The sequence below is a fragment of the Peribacillus sp. TH16 genome, from assembly GCF_016651095.1.
Lineage (GTDB): Bacteria > Bacillota > Bacilli > Bacillales > DSM-1321 > Peribacillus > Peribacillus butanolivorans.
The window spans coordinates 2,083,267-2,104,560 of sequence record NZ_JAEKEM010000002.1; the positions used below are offsets into that span (position 1 = coordinate 2,083,267).

Consider the following 21,294-nt stretch of genomic DNA (forward strand, 5'->3'; position numbering starts at 1 on the left):
AAATAGACACTCCTTTTTTAAATTTATTTAGTGCTGCCAATTTTCTATATCTCCCTTTAACATAGTAAGAATATTTTTCTAATATAAAGATTTTTATAAAGCCACTTTCAACCTATTTATCAAAATAGAAATTGTTATTATTACGATCATTAATATTATCAGAGCTGCTAAGAGAGGTTGGACACTGAACCAAATCAAGCAAAAATGAATGGCTGCAATAATGATTAAAATTGGCAATCCATATAATAGACTTATTAATACATTTGGGTTTGATTTAATTGCCTCAGATGGATTCTCCCATTCTATACTTGGGTTTTTCATATCAAATATTGGTGTTAGAAGATTGTAGCAAACTACTAAACAAGAAATAATTATTAACATGACTACATTTTCTAATTTCCAATGACCAAACAGTGCAAAGAACAAAAAGCTAACTACTACGGCTATAATACTCATTATTGATGAAAATATTACTTTAGAAAAATACACATATCCTTTATTAAACGGTGCACTCTTCAATAAATAATGGTATTTCCCTTCTCTTGAATAAGGGGTTCCACTTATATTATTTATACAACACAAGAAAAGGACCGAATATGAAAAGTATTTATCAAAAACTCCTTCTTTTGTTATGTTTAAATAATTCGGAAGCACTTCATTCTGTATTAACAATAGCATTACAATTGAAAATATTGGCGGTAATAAAAGACCTAAAGCTACTTGCATTTTAAAATAAGCTTCAGACTTAATAATCCATATCTCTCTTTGTAAATAGTTATTCCATTGATTTTTAGTGATATGAACCCTTGAGTTTTTCAAGCTCGTTTTGTTATTTTCTAATAACCCATTTTTAAAATAATTCACAGAAATATTTTCTATAATAAAAGAAAATAATAAGAGACTAAGTATTACTATAGAAATATAAATTATAAAAAATTGAACAGTTATTTGATTTGAAGCAAAAGCATTGATGATCCACTTTATCACTGGAATCATGTTTGCGGTTTCATAAATGTGTTTTAGTATAAATTCTATCGAGTTTTTTAGCCCTTCAATAGAAGTTATATCAATTCCCGAAAAAACCTTTGACATTTTAATTGTTGATTTGCTAGCAAAATAAATAATTGAAATAATCGAAAGCAGTATAATGACAGCAATGTTCACCATTAAATATGCTACTTTATTTTTAAATTTATAATAATATCTATTTATACAAGATAGAATAAATAAAAGGAGCAATGCTATTAATCCATTGACAACTGGTATAAATAACAACAATTTAATCGCTTCCACAAACTTTAGATCGATTATCAAGAACCCTAAGGTCGGTACTTGGACTGCCATTGATAAGACGATAGGCACCCATAAGCTACTGATCACTTTTGCTGTTGAAATCTTCTTATATGAGAGTGGGAGAGGTGCTAGTACGTTAAATTCATAATAAGCAAAAACTTGTGAAGTAGATAAATAGCAAACCAATGCAAAGACGAGAACACTAGAAATTGTTAGATTGTAAAACATAAAAACTTGAGTGTTTCCAAGAAAATAAACAAAGGCGTTTACAACAGTTAATTGTAAAAACATATAAAAAACGGCTATTATTAATACAACCTGTAGCATTGTCTGCTTGGGCTTTTTATAGAAGGAGGAAACAATAAATCTAGTTAATTGAAGTTTTTCCTTCATATACTTGCGCCTCCATAAAGATAGATTCTAATGAACTTTCACCTATAATATTTTTTATCTCATCATGCAAGATGATTTTTCCCTCTTTTAAAATAGCCACTGTATTACAAACTTTCTCTGCTACATCTAACAAATGTGTTGAGAAAAATACTGTACCACCCTTTTCAACGTATTGTTTGATTAAACCCTTATAAACTAACACTGCGTTTGGATCTAATCCATTTAATGGTTCATCCATAATGATGATCGGTGGATTTATTGTAAAAGCTGCTATCAATGATACTTTATGCATCATTCCATAGGAATAGCTTCCCATTGGCTTATTAATGGACTCTTGCATACCAAACCGACTGATATATTCATCCAAACTTTCGTTGTCCTCATTATCATATAGGTTCATCAAAAAACGAATCCAGTCCAACCCCGAAACGTTTTTAAATACATTAATGGTATCAGGGATGAAGAAAAATTGTTTTTTATATTCTATGCCGTCTTCTTTGGTCAGCCCATTTATTTCAACCATTCCATTTTCATAATCTAATATGCCCGTAATAATATTTAATGTCGTTGTTTTCCCTGCACCATTTGCTCCTATAAAACCTAAAATTTCCCCTTTTTTTATTTGTAAATTTACACCGTTTAAAATTTTCTTGGTTGAGTAACTTTTTTCTAAATCTGTGATGCTTAACAATGTTATCATCCCCCCATCACTTCATGATTAACACATTTCTGCCTTCTACTTATTCATTATTAAATTTCTTTTTAGAAATCCATATGTTTGTTACTAAGATTGTTAGTGCTGACAATACAATTGTCGATATTACACTCCAGATTACATCTGTATTGACTGTTCCTAAAATAAGTACTTCCATAGCATGTTTACTCATACTTGCCGGGTTCACATTGTCTATAACAGGACTTAAACCCACTACGATTCTACAGCCCAGTAAAAATACTATTGATATTAATGCAATAATACCCTGACTATTAAAAATAGTACTGATCATTGTCGTGAATGAAACTATAAATAGAATCCACATCAGATAGAACAACAAAGCTACTAATAAGTCCACAAAATCAACTCTCGTAAACAATAAAATAACATACAGATATGAGACCAAGTATCCTAGCACTACACTGCAAGCAACAAACAAATAATTGGAAATAACTTTTCCACTTATATAAGAAACAACCGTAACAGGTCTTGTAAGAATAAAGGCTAACATACCATTTGCTTTATCAGACTGTACGACCCCCATCATGGAAACGATTATAATCATGACCCCTAATTGATCAAATTGAGACCCTAATGTACTAGCAAGTACTTCGCCGCCTTTTTGAGCAGCCATACTTGGATCAATAGTGATCCCTTGGCCTCCACCTAGTGCCTTTAATATTGAAGGTAAGTAATAACTAACAACTGGTTGAGTTAATCCTAAAAATATAAATACAAGAGGCAGCCAAATAACTTTGAATTCACGTACCATCTGCACAAATTCCTTTTTCGCTAAAACGGTAAAATTATTCATTTTCCCACCACCAATTTTAAGAATATCTCTTCCAATGTATCGTTATCTATTTCAAACCGTACAAGATCAACATTGTGTTCCAGAGCACTCGCCAGTAATAAATTCTTATTTAATTCTATATTTTCCACTTCTATTTTTAATTTATTTCCAATTACCTCTACACCTTTTACAAAGTTTAAGCTTTTAACGATTTCAATCCATTCTTGATTTTTAACTGTTAAATCAACATTAATTTTATTTTCACTATTCCTGTTTAATAATTCTGTCATTGTAGTATCTTCAATTTTTTCACCATTCTTTATAATGACAAATCTCTCACATATTTCTTCTGCATCACTTAATATATGTGTTGATAATAAAATGGTCGTCTCTTTCTTTATTTCTTCTATTATATTTAGAACTTCTCTTCGACCAATTGGATCTAATGCCGAAACCGGTTCATCCATTACAATCAAAGATGGTTTATGTAACAATGCTTGTGCAATTCCAAGTCTCTGTTTCATTCCACCTGAAAAGGTTCTTACCTTTGAATTCTCTTCCCCACTTAACCCTACTTTCGACATTATTTCTGGAATACTTCGTGTTAATTCTTCCTTCTTTATTCCTGATAGCTGTCCCATAAAAGTAAGGGTTTCTTTGGCAGTCATCCATTGAAAAAAGTTTGGGTATTGTGGTAAGTAGCCTATTTCCCTTTTCATTTTAGAAATTTTCTTACCACCAAGTAAGACTTCTCCCATGCTTGGATCTATAATATCTGCAATAACTTTTATTAGTGTCGATTTACCTGCCCCATTAGGCCCTATCAATCCAACACATTCCCCTGATTGTAGTTCCATTGAAAAATTATTAACCGCTGTTTTTTCTTTAAATTTTTTAGTAACATTTTTGATTTCTAATTTCATATTCTGTCACTGTCCTTTCTACCAATAACAAAGTACAGTATTGGACCAAGAGTGTTTACAAAAATAATAATGAGTGTCCACAATAAAATATTTTTCCTCGTTTTTCGATGTCTGTATAAATCAATTAAAGCTATAAGGACTAAAATAAATCCAATAGCAATTACCGGTAAAATAATCGGCAGAAAAGACATGAAATCAATATTCTTAAATTCGTCCCATCCGTAATGCAATTGCATAACTACCACTCCTATAATTTAATAACTCAAAATAAAATGTTATCATTATTGATAATGATAACATGATAATTGGAATATTGCACCTATTTATTTTCTTTTAAAAATATTGTTTTAGTTTTTATTGTTATTTATAATGATAATATTATCATTATAAATAATAACAAAAATATAGTGGGATTTATGTAAGCTAAAAGCTAGGATTTTTTAATCCTATTGTATGAACTCATTTCATCTTTTTAAAAAATAATTACATATATTTTTAAAAAAATGCATATTACTTTCTTCAAAATACATTACGATAAAAATTTTCTAATTTGATTAAATGTATTCTTCTACTATTATCTTACTTAAATGAAAATGATTTAACCATACACTATATGACAAAATGAAGTTATTATTCGTGATCTATATGATAAGAAAAGAACAATATTGGGATTATCGAATTGATTATCATTATGTAGTATCAAATTTCTAATGTAAGGAGAATAAAATGGTTAATAAAGCTGAAATTTTAATGCACCCCGTAAGAATAAAGATCTCCCAAGCTTTAATGAGAAACAGAGAAAATGGATTAACACCACTAGAAATGTTAAAAATCATTAAAGATGTACCTCAGGCAACATTGTATCGACATATACAAGTTTTGTTAGATTCTGGAGTTATTCGCATTGTGAAAGAGAAAAAAGTGAGATCAGTTTCCGAAAAATACTACGTTTTGAATGAAGAAGAGGCACGACTTAGTGGAGAAGAGTGGAAAAAATCTTCTAATGAGAAAAAGTTGAACTATTATTCGTATTATCAATTATCACTTATGACTCAATATCAAAATTACCTTACTAAATTAGAAGAACGAGATTGCTCAGAAGATGGTTCAACCTTTTCACTTTTAGAACTAAAGCTTGATGATGAAAGTTTTATTAACTTTCAAAATGAATTAAACGATCTAATGTTAAAATACTACAAAGCCACGAACCAAAGTGCTAAACAGGATTCTCCAATTCGAACCATTGGCGTTACCATTATTCCAGAATCATAAACAAATGAAAAAAGGCTGCCCCAAAACAAGGCGCCATGAACCATATCCTTAACATATAGAAAAAAACACTACAAATAACAAAACGAGTGTAAAACAGCCTACGTTTTACACTCGATTTTTCGGGTTACACCGACGCTTCTCTTCTTATCGGAGAGGCTTTCAGTAAGGTAGTCGGGTTTATAGAACAATAAAATATCCGCGTTTTAAACGAGGAAGTAATTCAGATTTTATATCTTTACTAAGGCTTCTTTTATACTGCTGTATACTTCGTTCCAAAGCTGTTTATCTTCAGAAAAAGCTTTAGTCATTTTTTTAAATACTTCTTTTTGCTCAGCCTCGAAGCTTTCGTCATCCTTAGCTGGCAGAACTGATCGCAACTCCATTACTTTCTCTTGTACCTTTGGTGCACGAGGCCCCCAAACCGCTTTTTCTTCACCATTCTTATCAATAAATATAAAAATAGGAATTGAACGCGCTGTTCCATTTGTTAAGTATTGATCTATCAGCTCAAGGTTTTGATCACGTAAAACCATGTGAGTTTCAATATTTGCGGCTTCTGCAATGTTTAAAAGAATAGGTATATTCATCATCGCGTCTCCGCACCAGTCTTCAGTAATGATAATAACTCGAAGGTCTTTCGCTTTTAAATCATTAAAAAAATCTTGGTCTACCTCCGAAACAGAAAACCGATCATAAATCGATTGTAAGCTTTCTTTATGAACATTCATCGATGCAACAAAGTCTTTAGCAGGAATCCCCTTTTCAAACCATTCATTCAAAGTCGTCATCATAATTCTCCTATCTTTATTTATTTAAAAGTACCATAAACAACTTATGATTTCATTGTTTCCACTCTAATAATCAACAAGATTTTCCGAGTTGTGGATCACTAACAGCAGCCTGATAAGTAAAAACATGTTTTCTTTCTCGTGTGAAAAGGGAAAACTCTAATTACAATTAAAAGCTAGGGCTAACTAACTATTATATTTTGAGCATTCAGTCAGTTATTTGCTGTGTACCGGTAATTTCCGGCAGCATCATGATTGGTGATTCTTCTATAAACAAAAAAGTCATATATATAGGTAGGAGAAAAGAATGGAGGGGCTAGGATTTCTCCTTGTCTCTCTTTCCTTTGTCCGCACCTAATATAAGCCTTCATTTGATGGATATAACGAAGATGTGAGAAATCTAATCCTTACTCCCCTTAATTTGCTATTTCTTCATTAACAAAGCGATTTTTTGGATTCTTTAATCCAAGGTGATCACGGAGAGTGTCTCCTTCGTAGTCCAAACGGAACAAGCCCCTCTCCTGTAAAATTGGAACAACCATCTCGACGAAATCCTCTAAGTCACCTGGTAACAGTGGAAATTGAAGCATAAAGCCATCTGCAGCTTTTTCGGTAAACCATACCTCCATTTCATCGGCTACTTGAGTTGGTGTACCGACAAATCTATCACGTCTGGCAGGACTGAAAAATCTCGCATATAATTCACCGACTTTTAAGTCTTCTTCATCAATAATTTTCTTCATTTCATTAAAGTGACTTTGTATGCTATTTACTGATGGAAACTCAACATCCTTCGCTAGCGTATCTAAAGAATATTTAGAAAAATCAACATTGCCCATATAACCAGAAACGAATTTCAAACTCTCATAAGGGTCGACGAGACTTTGGAGTTTGAGATATTTTTGAATTGCTATTTCTTCGGTTTCTCCGATAATAGGGGAAATGCCGTGAAGGATGTGGAGCTCCTCTCCGCTTCTTCCAAAATCCATTAAATACGATTTTAATTCTTGATAATATCGTTTCGATTCTTCAATGTTATCCCAATGTGTGAAAACGACTTCGGCTGTTCGAGCGGCTAATCTCTTCCCTGGTATAGAGGCACCCGCTTGAATAATAACCGGCTGTCCCTGCACCGAGCGTGCAATATTCAACGGACCTTTAACCGAAAAATAGTTGCCTTTATAATGAAGCTCATGCACTTTATCAGGATCAAAAAATTGTCCCGTTTCTTTGTTATACACAAATGCATCATCTTCCCAAGAATCCCATAATCCTTGCACAACGTCGATGAACTCCTCTGCTCGTTCATAACGATGATCGTGCGCCCAATGTTTATCGCGACTGAAATTCAAGGCTGTCTCTCCGGTCGCATCAGCTGTTGTAACAACATTCCACCCCACACGTCCGCCACTTATATGGTCAACAGAAGCAAATTGGCGAGCGAGTACATAAGGTTCACTGTACGTTGTAGAAGCTGTCGCCCCAATGCCAATTTTTTCTGTCGCTGCAGCTAATGCTGTAATTAGTACAATCGGATCAAATCGATTAAGTATTTGAGGATGCGATTCATGATTAATGGCCAAACTATCTGCCACAAAGGCAAGATCAAATTTCCCTTTCTCCGCAATTTTTGACAGTCTTTGCAAAGCTTTCACATCAATACTTGCATTCGGATTTGATGCCGGATGTCGCCACGACGCAACATGCATACCTGTTCCAATCAGATAAGCAGCTAACTTCATCTGTCTGTCTTGAGCCATTCTAATCTCTCCTTATTTATTAGAATATATCTCCTTATAACTGCTCAATTCTTTCAAGGTAATGAATGTTGGAATATAGTTTCCATTATAGGTATCTTCAATAAATTTAGCTGTTTCCTCTGATTGATAGAGATCAACTAATTTTCGGAAAATTTCATTGTCTTGATCTTCACTCCTAGCTGCTATGATATTAATATAAGGCTTTGCAGTATTATTTTCATGAACAAGAGCATCTTTTAAAGTGAGTCCCGCTTCTACCGCAACTCCATTATTAATCACCGAACCAGCTGTATCTTCCATCACACGTGGAGCACTGGCACTATCGACAGGAACAATTTCGATTTTCTTCGGATTTTCTTTTATTTTGTCCTGTCCACCACTTCCGTCAAAGTCATCAACAACCTTTAAGAGTTTTGCTTCTTGTAATAACAATAAAGCTCTTCCCCAGTTTGCTGGGTCATTGGGCACAGCAATTTGTGCACCATTTGGAATTTCTTCCACCGATTTATATTTACTTGAATACAAACCGAGAGGAGCAATAATTGTAGTCCCAATTGGAACGATGTCTGTATCGTTCTTCGCATTAAATGAATCTAAATAGGCAACATGTTGAAAGGCGTTGATATCAATATCCCCTTCTGCCAGCGCTTCGTTCGGATCATAAGCCGATGAGAAATTAACAATTTCAATTTCCACCCCTTCTTTTTCAGCCTGTTCCTTTAAAAATTCCCATGTTCGAAGTTCAGAATTTCTAATCCCGACCTTCACTTTCGTTTGTTTCCCTCCCGCATTAGTTGAATCACTTGAGCAACCTGTCAATAACACCCCCAAGATAAGCAATAAAGGTAAAATACATTTTTTCATCATTTATTCCCCTCTCTGTCTGTTCAGTACCACCACTACACTCTTCTAATTTTTCGTTCGAGTATATTTCCTAAACTTTGTACTCCCTGAACTACAATTACTAGAATTACAACGGTGACGAATATCGTAATAGTGCTAAAGCGTTGATAGCCATATGTTATCGCTACATCACCAAGTCCACCGCCACCTATAGCTCCTGCCATAGCTGTAGCGCCTACTAAACCAATTGTTGCAGTTGTTATACTCAGAATTAACGACGCAAAAGCCTCAGGCATTAAAAACCTGAAAATAATTTGTAACGGTGTTGCTCCCATAGCTTTCGCAGCTTCAATAATGCCTTCATCTACTTCTAATAGCGAATTCTCTACAAGTCTTGAGATATATGGGCCAATATGAAGCACGAGTGGTACAATTGCTGCTGTCGTACCAATCGACGTACCAACAATTAGTCTTGTAAATGGAATAATCGCCACAAGCAAGATAATAAACGGAATCGATCGGAAAATGTTGACAATTGGATTCACTATAGAAAAAATAAATCTATTTTCATAAATATGACCTTTTCTTGTTACAACCAATAATATGCCTAAGAATATTCCAATGATGCTTCCAAAAAAAAGTGAAATACTAACCATGTACAGCGTTTCCCACAATGCGTTTAAAATGAGCTCTTTGCTGACTTCCATCCTTCGTAACCTCCTTCACTTCAACCTTTTGATTCTTTATAAACTGTAATGCCCGATTTATTTCATCATCATTTCCTATTATTTCAACAATTAAATTACCAAATGGGATGCCTTGTAACTCAGTAATATTGCCGAACAGAACGTTTATTTCCACACTAAACCTCTTCGCTGTTTTTGAAACGATAGGCTGCCCAGAGCTCAACCCAAAAAAATCAATTTTAAAAATACGGCTGAAATAGGCATCCTCTTTTAGCAACCCATATACACTTGATGGCACTTCATCGCGAACAACCGATCGAATGAAGTTACGTGTTGTTTCTGTTCGTGGACGGGCAAAAATATCGAACACATTTCCTGATTCAATCACGCTACCATCCTCCATCACTGCAACCCGATTACAAATTTCTTTAATCACTTCCATTTCGTGCGTGATAATTAGAATGGTAATTTTATATTCATCATTTATCCGTTTCAACAGATTCAAGATTGATTTTGTTGTTTGTGGATCCAATGCCGATGTTGCTTCATCACATAATAGAATCGAAGGGTTTGTAGCCAACGCACGGGCAATCCCGACACGCTGCTTTTGTCCACCTGATAGCTGATTTGGATAATTCTTTGCTTTGTCTTCTAGACCAACAAAGCGGAGAATCTCATAAACTCGTTCTTCAATCTCTTTTTTCTTTTTTTTACTTAACAATAATGGCATCGCCACATTATCAAAGACTGTTTTGGAATTAAGTAAATTAAAATGCTGAAAAATCATGCCAATATTTTTCTTAGCTTCACGCAAATCTTTTTCAGACATCTTTGCTAGATCTTTTCCTTCTACAATCACTTCACCTAAAGTAGGATATTCTAATAGATTCACAGTTCGGATGAGTGTACTTTTTCCTGCTCCACTAAAACCGATGACTCCGAATATATCCCCTTTTTCAACGGTTATATTAATCTCCTTTAACGCTTCAATTTTCTTCTCTCCGTCATCAAATACTTTTGAAACCTGACGAAATTCAATCAAAGTGGCCACTTCCTCTTTTTAACTAGTTTGGTTTAGAAAACTCACTTCACTTAAAACGCAGGCACGACGGCTCCTTCATATTTATCTAAAATAAATTCTTTGACCTTTTCCGTCGTTAATGCATTCGCAAGCTTTTGGATCGCTTTATCGTCCTTATTGTCTGGACGAGCAACTAAAATGTTAACATATGGGGAATCCTTTCCTTCAATTATCAGTGCATCATCGAGAGGTTTTAACCCTCCTTCTAGCGCATAGTTTGTGTTAATGGCCGACGCTTCCACATCGTCAAGCGAGTGAACTAAAAGAGGGGAATCGACTGGAATGAATTCCATTTTTTTATCATTTTTTGTAATATCCTCAATCGTATAATCCCCTGACTTAGACGAATCCAACTCAATGATATTATTTGCCGCAAAAAGCTGTAACGCTCGTGAAAAGTTTACTGGATCTTTCGGTACGGCTACTTTCGCTCCGTCTGACAATTCCCCTATAGACTTAATTTTCTTGGAATAGACACCAAATGGTTCAATATGTACGCCCTTCACATTAACCAAATTTAAACCACTATCTTTATTTACTTGCTCTAAATACGGTGTATGTTGAAAGAAGTTTGCATCCAATTCTTTGTTTGCTGTTTGTTGATTCGTTTGAATACCATCCGTAGAAATCACTACTTCTAGTTTCACGCCCTGTCTTTCTAAATCCGGTGCGATAAACTCTAAAATTTCGGCATGTGGAATCGAGGCTGCACTAATTTTCAAAGTCACTTCCTCATCTTTGTCTCCTTTACTCTCCGATGATGTTTGCTCATTATTTCCACAAGCTCCTAATACCAGTAATACTACTGTTAAAATCGTCACTGACAGCCATTTAATTTTCTTCAATGTTCCTCACTCCTTTTTTTATCATTTTATATTGGAATAAATACTTGCAAATATTTATCAGCTGATTCATATCCGCTGGATGTTTTCTTTTCCTTCTATATGTATAGTCTCTTCCCCTAAGAGAAGCGGACTCAACAACTGAAATGATTGGATCCGTTCTACTTCTTTTCGGAGCGGTGTATGCAAAATAAATTCATCCACTTGATAAGTTTTATGAAGTTCCTTTAAAATTCCGTTTACATATCCTGGAGTCCCAGCAATAACACTTGCGGACTGCTCTTCTATTTCGTAAGCCTCACCAGCCTGCTTCTCAAATGATTCAGCCTGTTCACGTGATTGAACTGTCAACGTTCGGCCACTTTGAAGATGAACTTTAAATAGTTTGTGATCGCTTGCCAGCTCCTCTGCTTTTTGTTGGGTAGGAGCTGCCACAACGGCTACAGATACGATAAAACGACCATCTGGGTACTTGCTTCGGTAAGCAGAGGAAGCTTCATTCAGCATGGTATCATCACTATTAATAAATCTGGCGAATACAAAATCCATTCCGAGGTTAGCGGCTAGTTGAGCACTGTTTGAACTGGCACCAAGCAGAAAAGTTTCGGGCTTCTCAGGCGGTATCGGTGTTGCTTGAATACCAGAGAGCAAGTGATCGTCATTGATTGAATTTTCAATAATCTCTCGCAATAAGGATGCACGTTCCCCAAAATCTTTTCCATCATTTACAGTTCCAAATTGTAATGCCTTTGTTGATAAAGGAAATCCACCTGGTGCTTTACCAATGCCAAGATCTACCCTCCCCGGGGCAAGAGTGGATAAAACATGAAAATTTTCAGCGACTTTATAAGGACTGTAGTGCTGAAGCATGACACCTCCCGAACCTACACGAATGGATGTGGTTTGCGATAATAAATAAGAAATTAATACTTCCGGTGAAGATCCAGCAACTTGTTCCATATGATGATGTTCCGATACCCAAAAACGGGTATATCCCCATTCTTCAGCTTTTTGAGCTAGGTTTACGGTTTGCTTAAGCGCATCAACTGCCGAATTCCCAGGAAAAATGGGGCTTTGATCTAATATTCCAAGCTTAAAACTCATATATCTCTCTCCAATCATCAATACCAAGTTAACAAATCGAATTAGTTGTTTTAATTCGATTGAAATTCATCCTAACATTGTAAACAAGCACTTGACAACACCTTATTTGATAGAAAAATTTATTTAATTGATAAAAAAACTCTATCATTCGCTTATGAGTATGGAATACCTTTGCCAAATTACTTAAACTCACTTTCGCCTATTAGGGTTAAGAAATATTTTTATAGAGACCTAATCTTCTAAACCCTATCAGAACTAAGAATCATCAATGAGAGGAAGAGAAAAGGATAGAGGAATCTATGAAAAACTTGAATGAATTAATGAACGAAGAGTGGCTATGTAGTTAAGGAAAAATGGAGGGGGCAATGTTCGCATCAGCTGACTTGCAGAAGAGAAAAGAAGCTCCCAATCGGATAAGTCATTCACGGAGCTTCCACAACACAAAAGCAGCTATCTGAATAGTTAATTTGTGGTGGATATATCATGCCTTTGCTTGAAATTAAGTTGCAGATATCCTTGGAATTACGACAACTAGGGTGCTAGGCACGAACCAATTTTAGATCGTGTCTGACACCTTTGTCATGTATGTTCACCACTTACCCTGGTTATGTAATAAATCCTTGGCACTTTCATATAAAAAATAAGCGGCTTTAATAATGGATTTTTCATCAACAGTAAAAGCTGGATGATGCCAGTCTTCGTTTCCGTTTGTACCAAAAAAGGCAAAGGTACCGGGGATATGTTGAAGGTAATAAGCGAAATCTTCACCACCCATTGAAGATTCTGGATTGATTACATGCAATGATTGCTGCCGAGCAGACACGCGTGCCATCTCTGTAACTGCAGGATGATTAAGTAGCGCAGGGGGCCCAGGAAACCAACCAATCTCAGCTTCCTGTGAAAAAGCAGCTGCAATATGATTCACAATCGAATAAAACTTTTCTGTTACTTCTTCGCGGATCCCAGAATTAAAGGTTCGAATCGTTCCTTCCAATATGACGTCACCCGGAATTACATTCCAAGTGTTTCCACCTGTTATTCTCGTAACACTCACCACAGCACAATCTAATGGGGATACATTCCGGCTGACGATAGTTTGAAGAGCGGTAATAAGCTGAGCCGCTGCCGCTATTGGATCTTTTCCGTTTTGAGGGATGGCCGCGTGGCTCCCCTTCCCTTGAAGAACAATATGAAAACGGTCCACTGCCGCCATTAACGGACCATCTTTTATCCCAATGGTGCCGACAGGCAAATTGGGTTTATTGTGCAGTCCAATCACAGCCGCTACATCGTCAATTTGACCATCTTTTATCACATGCACCGCTCCACCACCTAATTCTTCTGCGGGTTGAAAAAGCAATCGCACTGTCCCGGACAACTCTGATTGATATTCTTTTAAAAGGTAGGCAGCACCTATTGCAGCTGCCGTATGAAAATCATGGCCGCAAGCATGCATCACTCCTTTTACTTTCGAAGCAAATGGAAGCCCGGTTCGTTCCTCAATCGGAAGAGCATCGATATCCGCCCTTATGGCTACTGTCGGTCCGGGTTTACCACCCTTTATATCTGCAAAAACACCTGTTTTCAATCCTGTATGACGGATCTCAATGCCCTCTTCCTCGAGCCACGTTTGTATCGATTTTGTCGTTTCAAATTCTTCATTTGATAACTCCGGATATTGATGTAAATGGCGCCGTATCGATATTAAGCGATTTTCCAGCTCTCGACTCATACAGTCGCCTCCTTCTATAAATCTAAGCGATAGCATTTTACTAAAATATCATGATTTTGAAATTCTTTCGTTCGATCCCGTTTAAAGCCAAACCATTCGTATAGTTTAATGGCTTTATGCATCTTATCAGTAGAATGTAGATACAAACTGGACGCACCTTGCGATTTTGCATAAATTACACTAGCTTTTAATAATTCCTGTGCGATACCGCGTCCCCTTGATTCGGGATGAACGGCCAACAACCGAATGATTGGTGAAAAAATCCCAAGTTCCGGCTTTTCATATGCTTTTTCAGATGACTGAAAAAGCTGTAATGTACCAAGGATATCCTGATTGCACTTTGCAACCAACACCTTATCAACATGTGGATTATCCACCGAGGATTCTATATTTTTTAAATATCCTTCCCAAGCTTCCGGGTTCGAATATTCATGTTCATATTGTTGATAACTTTCTACCAATAAGCGGCGCACCATCTCTTTATCTTCTTCAATCAATTCATCGACTACGATTGTATTAATCATACTTTTGCCCCTTCCTTTAATTGGCCCTTTCTTCTAAAAACGATACGGAAAAATCTCTTGATATCCGGTTTAAAAATTGACGTGTTCGCTCTTCCTTTGGAGCATTGAAAATCTCCAATGGTGAACCTTCTTCTACAATGACCCCGCCATCCATGAAAAGAACACGATCCGATACCTCTTTAGCAAAACTCATTTCATGGGTTACAATCACCATCGTGATGCCTTCCTGTGCAATTGCTTTTATGACAGAAAGCACCTCACCGACCAACTCAGGGTCGAGTGCCGAAGTTGGCTCGTCAAATAGAATGACCTCCGGATTTAAAGCAAGTGCCCTAGCAATTCCAACACGTTGCTGTTGACCTCCTGACAATTGCGAAGGGAAATAGTTATGCTTATCTCCCAAACCTACTTTTTCCAATAACAGCTCGCTTTCCCGTTTCGCTTCAGCTTTCTTATATTTTTTTGTAACAATTAACCCTTCCATTACATTCTCCAAAACAGTTTTATGAGCAAATAAATTATAATGCTGAAAAACCATTGCCGATTGTCTTCTAAGGGATAAGATTTCCCTTTTGGTCGCCTTCTTAGACTTCACCTGTATATCTCCCACTTGAACAATTCCCTCATCTGGTTTCTCCAGAAAGTTCAAGCACCTAAGCAGGGTTGTTTTCCCTGATCCACTTGGTCCAAGTATGGTAACTACTTCTCCCTTGCCTATTTTCAAATTAATTCCTTTTAAAACGGGCTGCTGGTTAAATGATTTTTTTATATCTTTTAAATAAATCATTGTACTCCTCCTCGATTATAGGCAGTGGCCTTTTTCTCAATTAAAAACGAAAGCCCCTCTGCAATGATTGTGAGGCCCCAATAAATTAAACCAGCAGCGATAAAAGACTCCAAAAATTTCAAATTGGTGGATGCAACTATATTGGCTGCTCCTGTCATTTCTTTTTGCGATACAATGAAAGCAATGGATGACGTATGCAAGAATCCAATGAAAATATTCGTGAAATTCGGGATGGACTGGGCAATGGCCTGTGGCAAAACAATTCGCGTCATGGCTTGAAACGAATTCATACCCACGGAATAGGCTGCCTCCATTTGGCCATTGGAGACACTGATAATTCCCGATCTGAATATTTCTGATAAATAGGCACCCGCACTCAACGATAAGGCGGTTAAGACAAATAAAATAATCGGAATGGAATTAGATTGAATACCCAAATCAAATTTTTTGGAAATTTGATCGATTAATAATGGAAAACCGAAATAAATGAGCATTATGTGCATAATAATCGGTGTTCCTCTAAAGAAGGAAACATATCCATTTGCAACTCTACATAGAAATTTCACTTTATATACCCTAATCAAGGCAACAGCGAGACCGATAATAAAACCTGCAAGAAGAGGAAGAATCGTTAAGATAAGTGTGATCGGAAGTGCTTTAATAATCTCCTTAAAAGCAGTCCAAATAAATAGAATATCAATCGTCAAGTCCTTCTCTCCTCCCTTTGTTATCCAGTAACAGACACATCAACAGTTTGATGCCGATTAATGCGATTTTCATAAAGTCTGAATATTTTCTCAAACAATAGCACGACTGCATAATAGATAACAGCTAATGAGAGATAGACTTCGAGAGCATGTGCAGTTGCAGCAATTAATGTCTCCCCCCTACCCATCATATCCATTACGCCGATGGTAAAGGCAAGTGAGGTATCCTTCAAGGATCCGATAATAGAGTTTGCGATATTCGGAAAAGCAATCCGTAATGCCTGCGGAAGCACAATTCGAAAAAAACTTTGACTATTATCCATACCAACAGAATAGGCTGCTTCCGTTTGCCCATAATCGACAGCCTTAATCGCTCCTCGGAATATTTCTGTGAAATGCGCCCCATTACTTAATGCATACGTAATAATGACAAAATAAAGAGCATCCATTCTTGAAATATCAATATTAATGAATAAAAGGATTGCAGGCAGTCCATAAAAAACTAGAAATAATTGTATTAAAATAGGAGTTCCCCGAATGAATGAAATATACAAAATGACAAATTGATTCAAAACAGGGATACGAAATAATCTCAGGATGGCTGCCGCTATCCCGATGACCATTCCTAATAAAACGGATGCTGCCAGAATTTGCAATGTTACTCCAAGGTAATATATTAACGTCGGAATGAAATCGACGATTAATGAAGGATCGAATGCTTTCCCCATGCTTTAGCACCTCCGCGCTTACTACTATCTAATTAAAATCCTACTGAATAGTCTGCGCCCAGCCACTTTTTACTTAGTTCGCTAACTACCCCTTCTTTTTTCAGCTCCACAAGTGCTTCATCAATTCTCTTCTGTAAAGGCGTTTCGTCTTTTCTTAGCAAAAAGTATACTTTTGAATTAAGAAGTGGCTCACCCACAACCTTTTGCTGTGCATCTGCTTGTTTATTTAAGAAGTTGACTGCAAATGGGGTAGTAATAGTAGCATCCGCCCGACCAGTTTTGATTTGATTCTTCGTATCATCTACGCCTTGGCCAGAATAGACAATTTCAATACCGGCATTATTTTCTTTATTATACTTTTCAAGAAAAACAGCAGAATTGCTCGTTGCACTCACTATCGCTTTTTTTCCTTTTAGATCTTTAATGGAATGAATATCATTGTTGTTCTGATGAACTGTAACTTGAAGCGGAAAGACATTATATGGTTCTTTATTAAATAGAAATTTTTCTTCTCGTTCATCATTCACCTCCATTTGGTGAGCAACAAAATCTATTTTGTTCGTTTCTAAACTTAATAATAGATTCGAAAATTCCATCGTTTTAAATTCAAATTCATATTCAGGCAGCTTTTCATCGATTTGACGAACCAACTCGACATCATACCCTGTCAACTTACCATTCTTATCCAAAAAGCAAATATTCGGGAATTGCGTCCCTGTTCCGACAATGATTTTCTGAACTTTTTTATCTTCTGAATCTCCAGAACTTGATTTTGCTGTACTCGTTGTTTCTTTCGAAGAGCAAGCTCCCAAAAAAGTTAGTAGCAGTGCCATAACAATTAATAATATTTTTTTCATCTCAAATTCCCCCGTACCCTTTTTAATTACTAACAATTGGTTCTTTATTTTCACTAATGCGTTACAACGTTTCATCTAGAATTTTACGAAGATACACAATTTTTTCTCCATCGTGATCTCGATCAGCAAAAATCTCATAGTCTCTTCTTTCATAAATTGAAACAAGCCAAGGGTGACGATCAGATGTCGCCAAATAGACAGCCGGCGCTTTCACCTGATCCCGAAGTACATTTTCTTCCACCCAAGTTAACAAAGTCGAACCTATGCCTTTTTGTTTGTATAGGGGATCGACCGCAAACCACCAAATGAATGGGTACGGACTGAAATAATCAGGATCATTCCATGGATGACGAACTGTAACAGTGGAAATAATATGGCCATCCTGTTCTAAAACGTAAGTGAGATTCCGCCGAATATTATTCGTCACTAGCTGCAAATCAGCTGTCGCAGCCAGAAATTAAATATTCAATTCTCGAATTGGTTCATAAGCCCGAAGTGTAAGGTTCATCACTTCTGGAGCATCCTCTACAGTAGCAAGACGGATTAGCTGTGTCATGATTAACTCCCCGTTTCTATAACATATTATTTACACAAGAATAGTCGGATTTAAATCAACAATTTCTCCTTTAACACTCGTTCTATCTCTATTTCATCATGTTCATTTCCATTTAAGAATATGTCAACTTCTTAAGTCCGCTAAATTTTGTTATTGTAAGCGTTCGAGTACTTTTTCAAGATTAGGTATTCCAATTTCCGTAACACTCTCGTATACGTTACCTCGCCCAATTTCAATTATAGGCACATACCGAACACCATATTTGATTTCTAAAATATCTCGCCGTTCATCATGATCGGTAACATCCACTGTTTGATAAACAATGTTCTTTTCTTTTAAGTATTGTTTAACCTCTTCACAATAGTGACATCCTTGTTTTGACCAAACGACGACAGATAACGCTTCTCCCATTTCGTATTCCTCCTTCATTTTTTTAAATGATACTTCAATTATTGGTTAATCTTTTCTTTGGCATAACGATTTTTCGGAAATGGAAGCCCCAAGTTGCCTCTTAATGTTTCTGCTTCATATTCAGTACGATATATTCCCTTTTTTTGAAGGATAGGCACCACATAGTCTACAAAGTCGCGCAAAGCATTTGGAACACTTGAAGTAAAAATAAACCCGTCCGCACCCTTCTCTTCGAACCATTGCTGGATCAAATCCGCTATTTTCTCTGGAGTTCCAATAAAAGAAGTCCGAGGTGTAGTCTCCTTAAGTGCTACTTGACGGAGCGTTAACTGTTTCTCCTTGGCTTCCTGTTTAATTCGGTCAGTCGTACTTCGGAAACTGTTTTTTCCGATGTGTCCGAGATCTGGGAAAGGCGCATCCAGTTCATATTGAGAAAAATCATGATGATCAAAGTATCGTCCCAAATAGTCAAGCGCCTTATCTATAGAAACTAGGTTAGCGAGTTCTTGATATTTGTTCTCTGCTTCTTCCACAGTTGCACCAATGATTGGAGCGATTCCTGGCAGAATTACAAGTTCATCAGGATTTCTCCCAAATGCAATAGCTCTGTTTTTTACATCTTGATAAAAGTTCTGCGCTTCTTCCAATGTTGGTTGACCCGTAAAGATTGCATCCGCTTCTTTAGCCGCAAGACGTTTGCCTGCTTCTGATGAACCTGCTTGGAAAATGACAGGCCGCCCTTGTTTAGATCTAGCAATGTTAAGTGGTCCCTGCACTGAGAAAAATTCTCCTTTATGATTTAATTGATGCAATTTAGAAGGTTCGAAAAACTCACCGGTCTCTTTATCCCGAGTAAACGCGTCATCCTCCCATGAATCCCAAAGTCCTTTGGTAACTTGTAAATATTCTGATGCTATCCGATAGCGTTTGGCATGATCAGGGTGTTCTTCAATCGTTTTGTTATAATTCAAGGCAGTACTCTCTAGAGGTGTAGTAACAAGGTTCCATCCGCCACGACCATGACTAATGTGATCAAGTGAAGCAAATTGCCGAGCTACAGTAAATGGTTCACTGTATGAGGTGGAAACAGTTCCAACAAGCCCTATTCTTGATGTGAAAGCAGCAAGTGCGGATAAAATGGTAAGTGGCTCAAATCGATTTAAAAAATGCGGAATTGATTTATCATTGATAAATACACCGTCAGCAATGAAAAGTAAATCGAACTTTCCCTCTTCGGCCTTCTGAGCCTGCTCCTTATAAAATTCAAGACTAACACTGGCATCTGCTTGAATGTCAGGATGCCTCCAACCAGATATACTCCCTCCAACTCCATGTATAAGTGCTCCCAATTTCAACTTTCTTTGCATGGACATTGATACTCCTCCTTTAATTTTCATAGAAAACAAGTGAATCCATTTTTAACTTTGCAGCTATCTACTGAACATCTTTAATTAATGAAGGCTTTCTTTTGGCCCGTAAAGTGATCCTCTTCAGGTAAAAGTGGACTTAACAGCTGAAAAGACCTGAATCGTTCTGCTTCTTTTAAAACCGGCGTATGTAAGATAAACTCATCTACCCCATAGTTTTCATGAAAATTTGTTAATATCCCTTTCACGTAAGAGGGAGTTCCAGCAATAATATTGGAATCCTGTTCTTCTATTTCGAAAGACTCCCCAGACTGCTTCCCAAATAACTCTGCTTGCACAAGTGTTTGGACCGTAACAGAACGACCACTTTGGAGATGAACTTTCACAATCTTTTGATCACCTGTTAACTGTTCTGCTTCTTGTTGTGAAGGAGCAGCAATCACTGAAACTGATACCTTAAAACTCCCAGTTGGATAGATACTTTGGTAAATGCGTGCAGCATCTTCGAGTACAGTCTCATTACTATTGATAAATCGAGCAAATACATAAGCTATACCAAGATCGGCTGCTAGCCTGGCACTGTCAGCACTCGCACCAAGCAGAAACATTTTTGGTTTTTTCGAAGGGAGTGGTGTCGCTTGAATACCTACAAGCGGGTGAGTTTCATTAACCGAATTTTCAATTATTTTTTGCAAAAAAGATAACCGCTCTTCGAAATCTTTTCCATCATTCACAGTACCAAACTGTAGCGCCTTCGTTGATAAGGGGAGACCACCTGGTGCCTTTCCAATACCAAGGTCTACTCTGCCAGGTGAAAGATTTGATAACACGTGAAAGTTTTCCGCTACTTTATATGGGCTATAGTGCTGAAGCATTACACCTCCAGATCCCACCTTAATCGATTTTGTTTGGGCCAACAAGTACGATATCAATACTTCTGGGGAAGATCCAGCCAGCTGTTCTGCATGATGATGCTCTGATACCCAGAAACGGGTATACCCCCATTCCTCAGCATGTCTAGCTAGATTAATAGTTTGCTGTAGTGCATCAAAAGCCGAAGTTCCTGGAAATATCGGGCTCTGGTCTAAAATGCCAAGCTTATAACTCATACTATCTCCTCCACGTTAATTCA

22 protein-coding genes and 1 pseudogene are annotated in these 21,294 nt (G+C 36.7%); 1 reads left to right on the forward strand and 22 read right to left on the reverse strand.

Features of this window, described 5'->3' with window-relative positions; all coding sequences use genetic code 11:
- Positions 1 to 93 precede the first annotated feature (93 nt).
- From JFV29_RS10055 to JFV29_RS10075, 5 genes are read right to left on the reverse strand one after another with little or no spacing between them, the layout of a single operon-like run.
- On the reverse strand, positions 94 to 1,686 hold the full coding sequence (locus tag JFV29_RS10055) for a hypothetical protein (protein ID WP_201182943.1): 1,593 nt from the start codon (positions 1,684 to 1,686) through the stop codon (positions 94 to 96).
- The gene (locus JFV29_RS10060; protein WP_201182945.1) at positions 1,661 to 2,377 is read right to left on the reverse strand and encodes an ABC transporter ATP-binding protein; all 717 of its coding nucleotides are present in this window, start codon (positions 2,375 to 2,377) and stop codon (positions 1,661 to 1,663) included. The genes JFV29_RS10055 and JFV29_RS10060 overlap by 26 nt, the downstream gene beginning before the upstream one ends.
- Before the next feature lie 49 nt (positions 2,378 to 2,426).
- Positions 2,427 to 3,215 carry an ABC transporter permease gene (locus JFV29_RS10065; protein WP_201182947.1) on the reverse strand — a complete coding sequence of 263 codons (789 nt, stop codon included), beginning with the start codon at positions 3,213 to 3,215 and terminating at the stop codon, positions 2,427 to 2,429.
- Entirely contained in the window at positions 3,212 to 4,117 is a 906-nt protein-coding gene (locus JFV29_RS10070; RefSeq protein ID WP_201182949.1) for an ABC transporter ATP-binding protein, read from the reverse strand. The genes JFV29_RS10065 and JFV29_RS10070 overlap by 4 nt, the downstream gene beginning before the upstream one ends.
- Positions 4,114 to 4,353, reverse strand: a complete 240-nt coding sequence (locus JFV29_RS10075; protein ID WP_201182951.1) for a PLD nuclease N-terminal domain-containing protein — start codon at positions 4,351 to 4,353, stop codon at positions 4,114 to 4,116. The genes JFV29_RS10070 and JFV29_RS10075 overlap by 4 nt, the downstream gene beginning before the upstream one ends.
- Positions 4,354 to 4,843: 490 nt before the next feature.
- Between JFV29_RS10075 and JFV29_RS10080 the strand changes: the two genes are divergently transcribed.
- Complete coding sequence (locus JFV29_RS10080) at positions 4,844 to 5,389, forward strand: helix-turn-helix domain-containing protein (RefSeq protein WP_201182953.1); 546 nt, start codon at positions 4,844 to 4,846, stop codon at positions 5,387 to 5,389.
- Between the two features lie 227 nt (positions 5,390 to 5,616).
- On the opposite strand, the gene JFV29_RS10085 is transcribed toward JFV29_RS10080, so the two are convergent.
- From JFV29_RS10085 to JFV29_RS10165, 17 genes and pseudogenes are all read right to left on the reverse strand, one after another.
- Positions 5,617 to 6,177 (reverse strand): thioredoxin family protein, encoded by a 561-nt coding sequence (locus JFV29_RS10085; protein ID WP_201182955.1) that lies wholly within the window; start codon positions 6,175 to 6,177, stop codon positions 5,617 to 5,619.
- A gap of 416 nt (positions 6,178 to 6,593) precedes the next feature.
- Positions 6,594 to 7,937, reverse strand: coding sequence for an LLM class flavin-dependent oxidoreductase (locus tag JFV29_RS10090; RefSeq protein WP_201182957.1), 1,344 nt, complete (start codon positions 7,935 to 7,937; stop codon positions 6,594 to 6,596).
- A 12-nt stretch (positions 7,938 to 7,949) separates the two neighbouring features.
- The gene (locus tag JFV29_RS10095; RefSeq protein ID WP_201182959.1) at positions 7,950 to 8,801 is read right to left on the reverse strand and encodes a MetQ/NlpA family ABC transporter substrate-binding protein; all 852 of its coding nucleotides are present in this window, start codon (positions 8,799 to 8,801) and stop codon (positions 7,950 to 7,952) included.
- Positions 8,802 to 8,836: 35 nt separating this feature from the next.
- Complete coding sequence (locus JFV29_RS10100) at positions 8,837 to 9,487, reverse strand: methionine ABC transporter permease (RefSeq protein ID WP_053344412.1); 651 nt, start codon at positions 9,485 to 9,487, stop codon at positions 8,837 to 8,839.
- Positions 9,429 to 10,508 carry a methionine ABC transporter ATP-binding protein gene (locus tag JFV29_RS10105; protein ID WP_201182961.1) on the reverse strand — a complete coding sequence of 360 codons (1,080 nt, stop codon included), beginning with the start codon at positions 10,506 to 10,508 and terminating at the stop codon, positions 9,429 to 9,431. The genes JFV29_RS10100 and JFV29_RS10105 overlap by 59 nt, the downstream gene beginning before the upstream one ends.
- 50 nt (positions 10,509 to 10,558) lie before the next feature.
- The gene (locus JFV29_RS10110; protein WP_201182962.1) at positions 10,559 to 11,392 is read right to left on the reverse strand and encodes a MetQ/NlpA family ABC transporter substrate-binding protein; all 834 of its coding nucleotides are present in this window, start codon (positions 11,390 to 11,392) and stop codon (positions 10,559 to 10,561) included.
- Between the two features lie 66 nt (positions 11,393 to 11,458).
- Complete coding sequence (locus JFV29_RS10115; protein ID WP_201182965.1) at positions 11,459 to 12,493, reverse strand: LLM class flavin-dependent oxidoreductase; 1,035 nt, start codon at positions 12,491 to 12,493, stop codon at positions 11,459 to 11,461.
- A 589-nt stretch (positions 12,494 to 13,082) separates the two neighbouring features.
- The gene (locus JFV29_RS10120; protein ID WP_201182967.1) at positions 13,083 to 14,225 is read right to left on the reverse strand and encodes an amidohydrolase; all 1,143 of its coding nucleotides are present in this window, start codon (positions 14,223 to 14,225) and stop codon (positions 13,083 to 13,085) included.
- Between the two features lie 14 nt (positions 14,226 to 14,239).
- The gene (locus JFV29_RS10125) at positions 14,240 to 14,749 is read right to left on the reverse strand and encodes a GNAT family N-acetyltransferase (RefSeq protein ID WP_201182969.1); all 510 of its coding nucleotides are present in this window, start codon (positions 14,747 to 14,749) and stop codon (positions 14,240 to 14,242) included.
- 16 nt (positions 14,750 to 14,765) lie between these two features.
- Complete coding sequence (locus JFV29_RS10130; protein ID WP_201182971.1) at positions 14,766 to 15,536, reverse strand: amino acid ABC transporter ATP-binding protein; 771 nt, start codon at positions 15,534 to 15,536, stop codon at positions 14,766 to 14,768.
- Positions 15,533 to 16,243 (reverse strand): amino acid ABC transporter permease, encoded by a 711-nt coding sequence (locus JFV29_RS10135; protein WP_201182972.1) that lies wholly within the window; start codon positions 16,241 to 16,243, stop codon positions 15,533 to 15,535. Before JFV29_RS10135 ends, JFV29_RS10130 begins: the two co-directional genes overlap by 4 nt.
- A gap of 20 nt (positions 16,244 to 16,263) precedes the next feature.
- Positions 16,264 to 16,971: an amino acid ABC transporter permease gene (locus tag JFV29_RS10140; protein ID WP_201182975.1), complete on the reverse strand. Its 708-nt coding sequence runs from the start codon at positions 16,969 to 16,971 to the stop codon at positions 16,264 to 16,266.
- A gap of 32 nt (positions 16,972 to 17,003) precedes the next feature.
- Complete coding sequence (locus tag JFV29_RS10145; RefSeq protein WP_201182977.1) at positions 17,004 to 17,828, reverse strand: amino acid ABC transporter substrate-binding protein; 825 nt, start codon at positions 17,826 to 17,828, stop codon at positions 17,004 to 17,006.
- Between the two features lie 61 nt (positions 17,829 to 17,889).
- Positions 17,890 to 18,384: pseudogene (locus tag JFV29_RS10150) on the reverse strand (GNAT family N-acetyltransferase).
- A 150-nt stretch (positions 18,385 to 18,534) separates the two neighbouring features.
- Complete coding sequence (locus tag JFV29_RS10155; protein ID WP_056522413.1) at positions 18,535 to 18,795, reverse strand: glutaredoxin family protein; 261 nt, start codon at positions 18,793 to 18,795, stop codon at positions 18,535 to 18,537.
- Positions 18,796 to 18,833: 38 nt separating this feature from the next.
- Positions 18,834 to 20,168, reverse strand: a complete 1,335-nt coding sequence (locus tag JFV29_RS10160; RefSeq protein ID WP_201182979.1) for an LLM class flavin-dependent oxidoreductase — start codon at positions 20,166 to 20,168, stop codon at positions 18,834 to 18,836.
- Positions 20,169 to 20,242: 74 nt separating this feature from the next.
- The gene (locus JFV29_RS10165; protein ID WP_201182982.1) at positions 20,243 to 21,271 is read right to left on the reverse strand and encodes an LLM class flavin-dependent oxidoreductase; all 1,029 of its coding nucleotides are present in this window, start codon (positions 21,269 to 21,271) and stop codon (positions 20,243 to 20,245) included.
- Between the last annotated feature and the right edge of the window lie 23 nt (positions 21,272 to 21,294).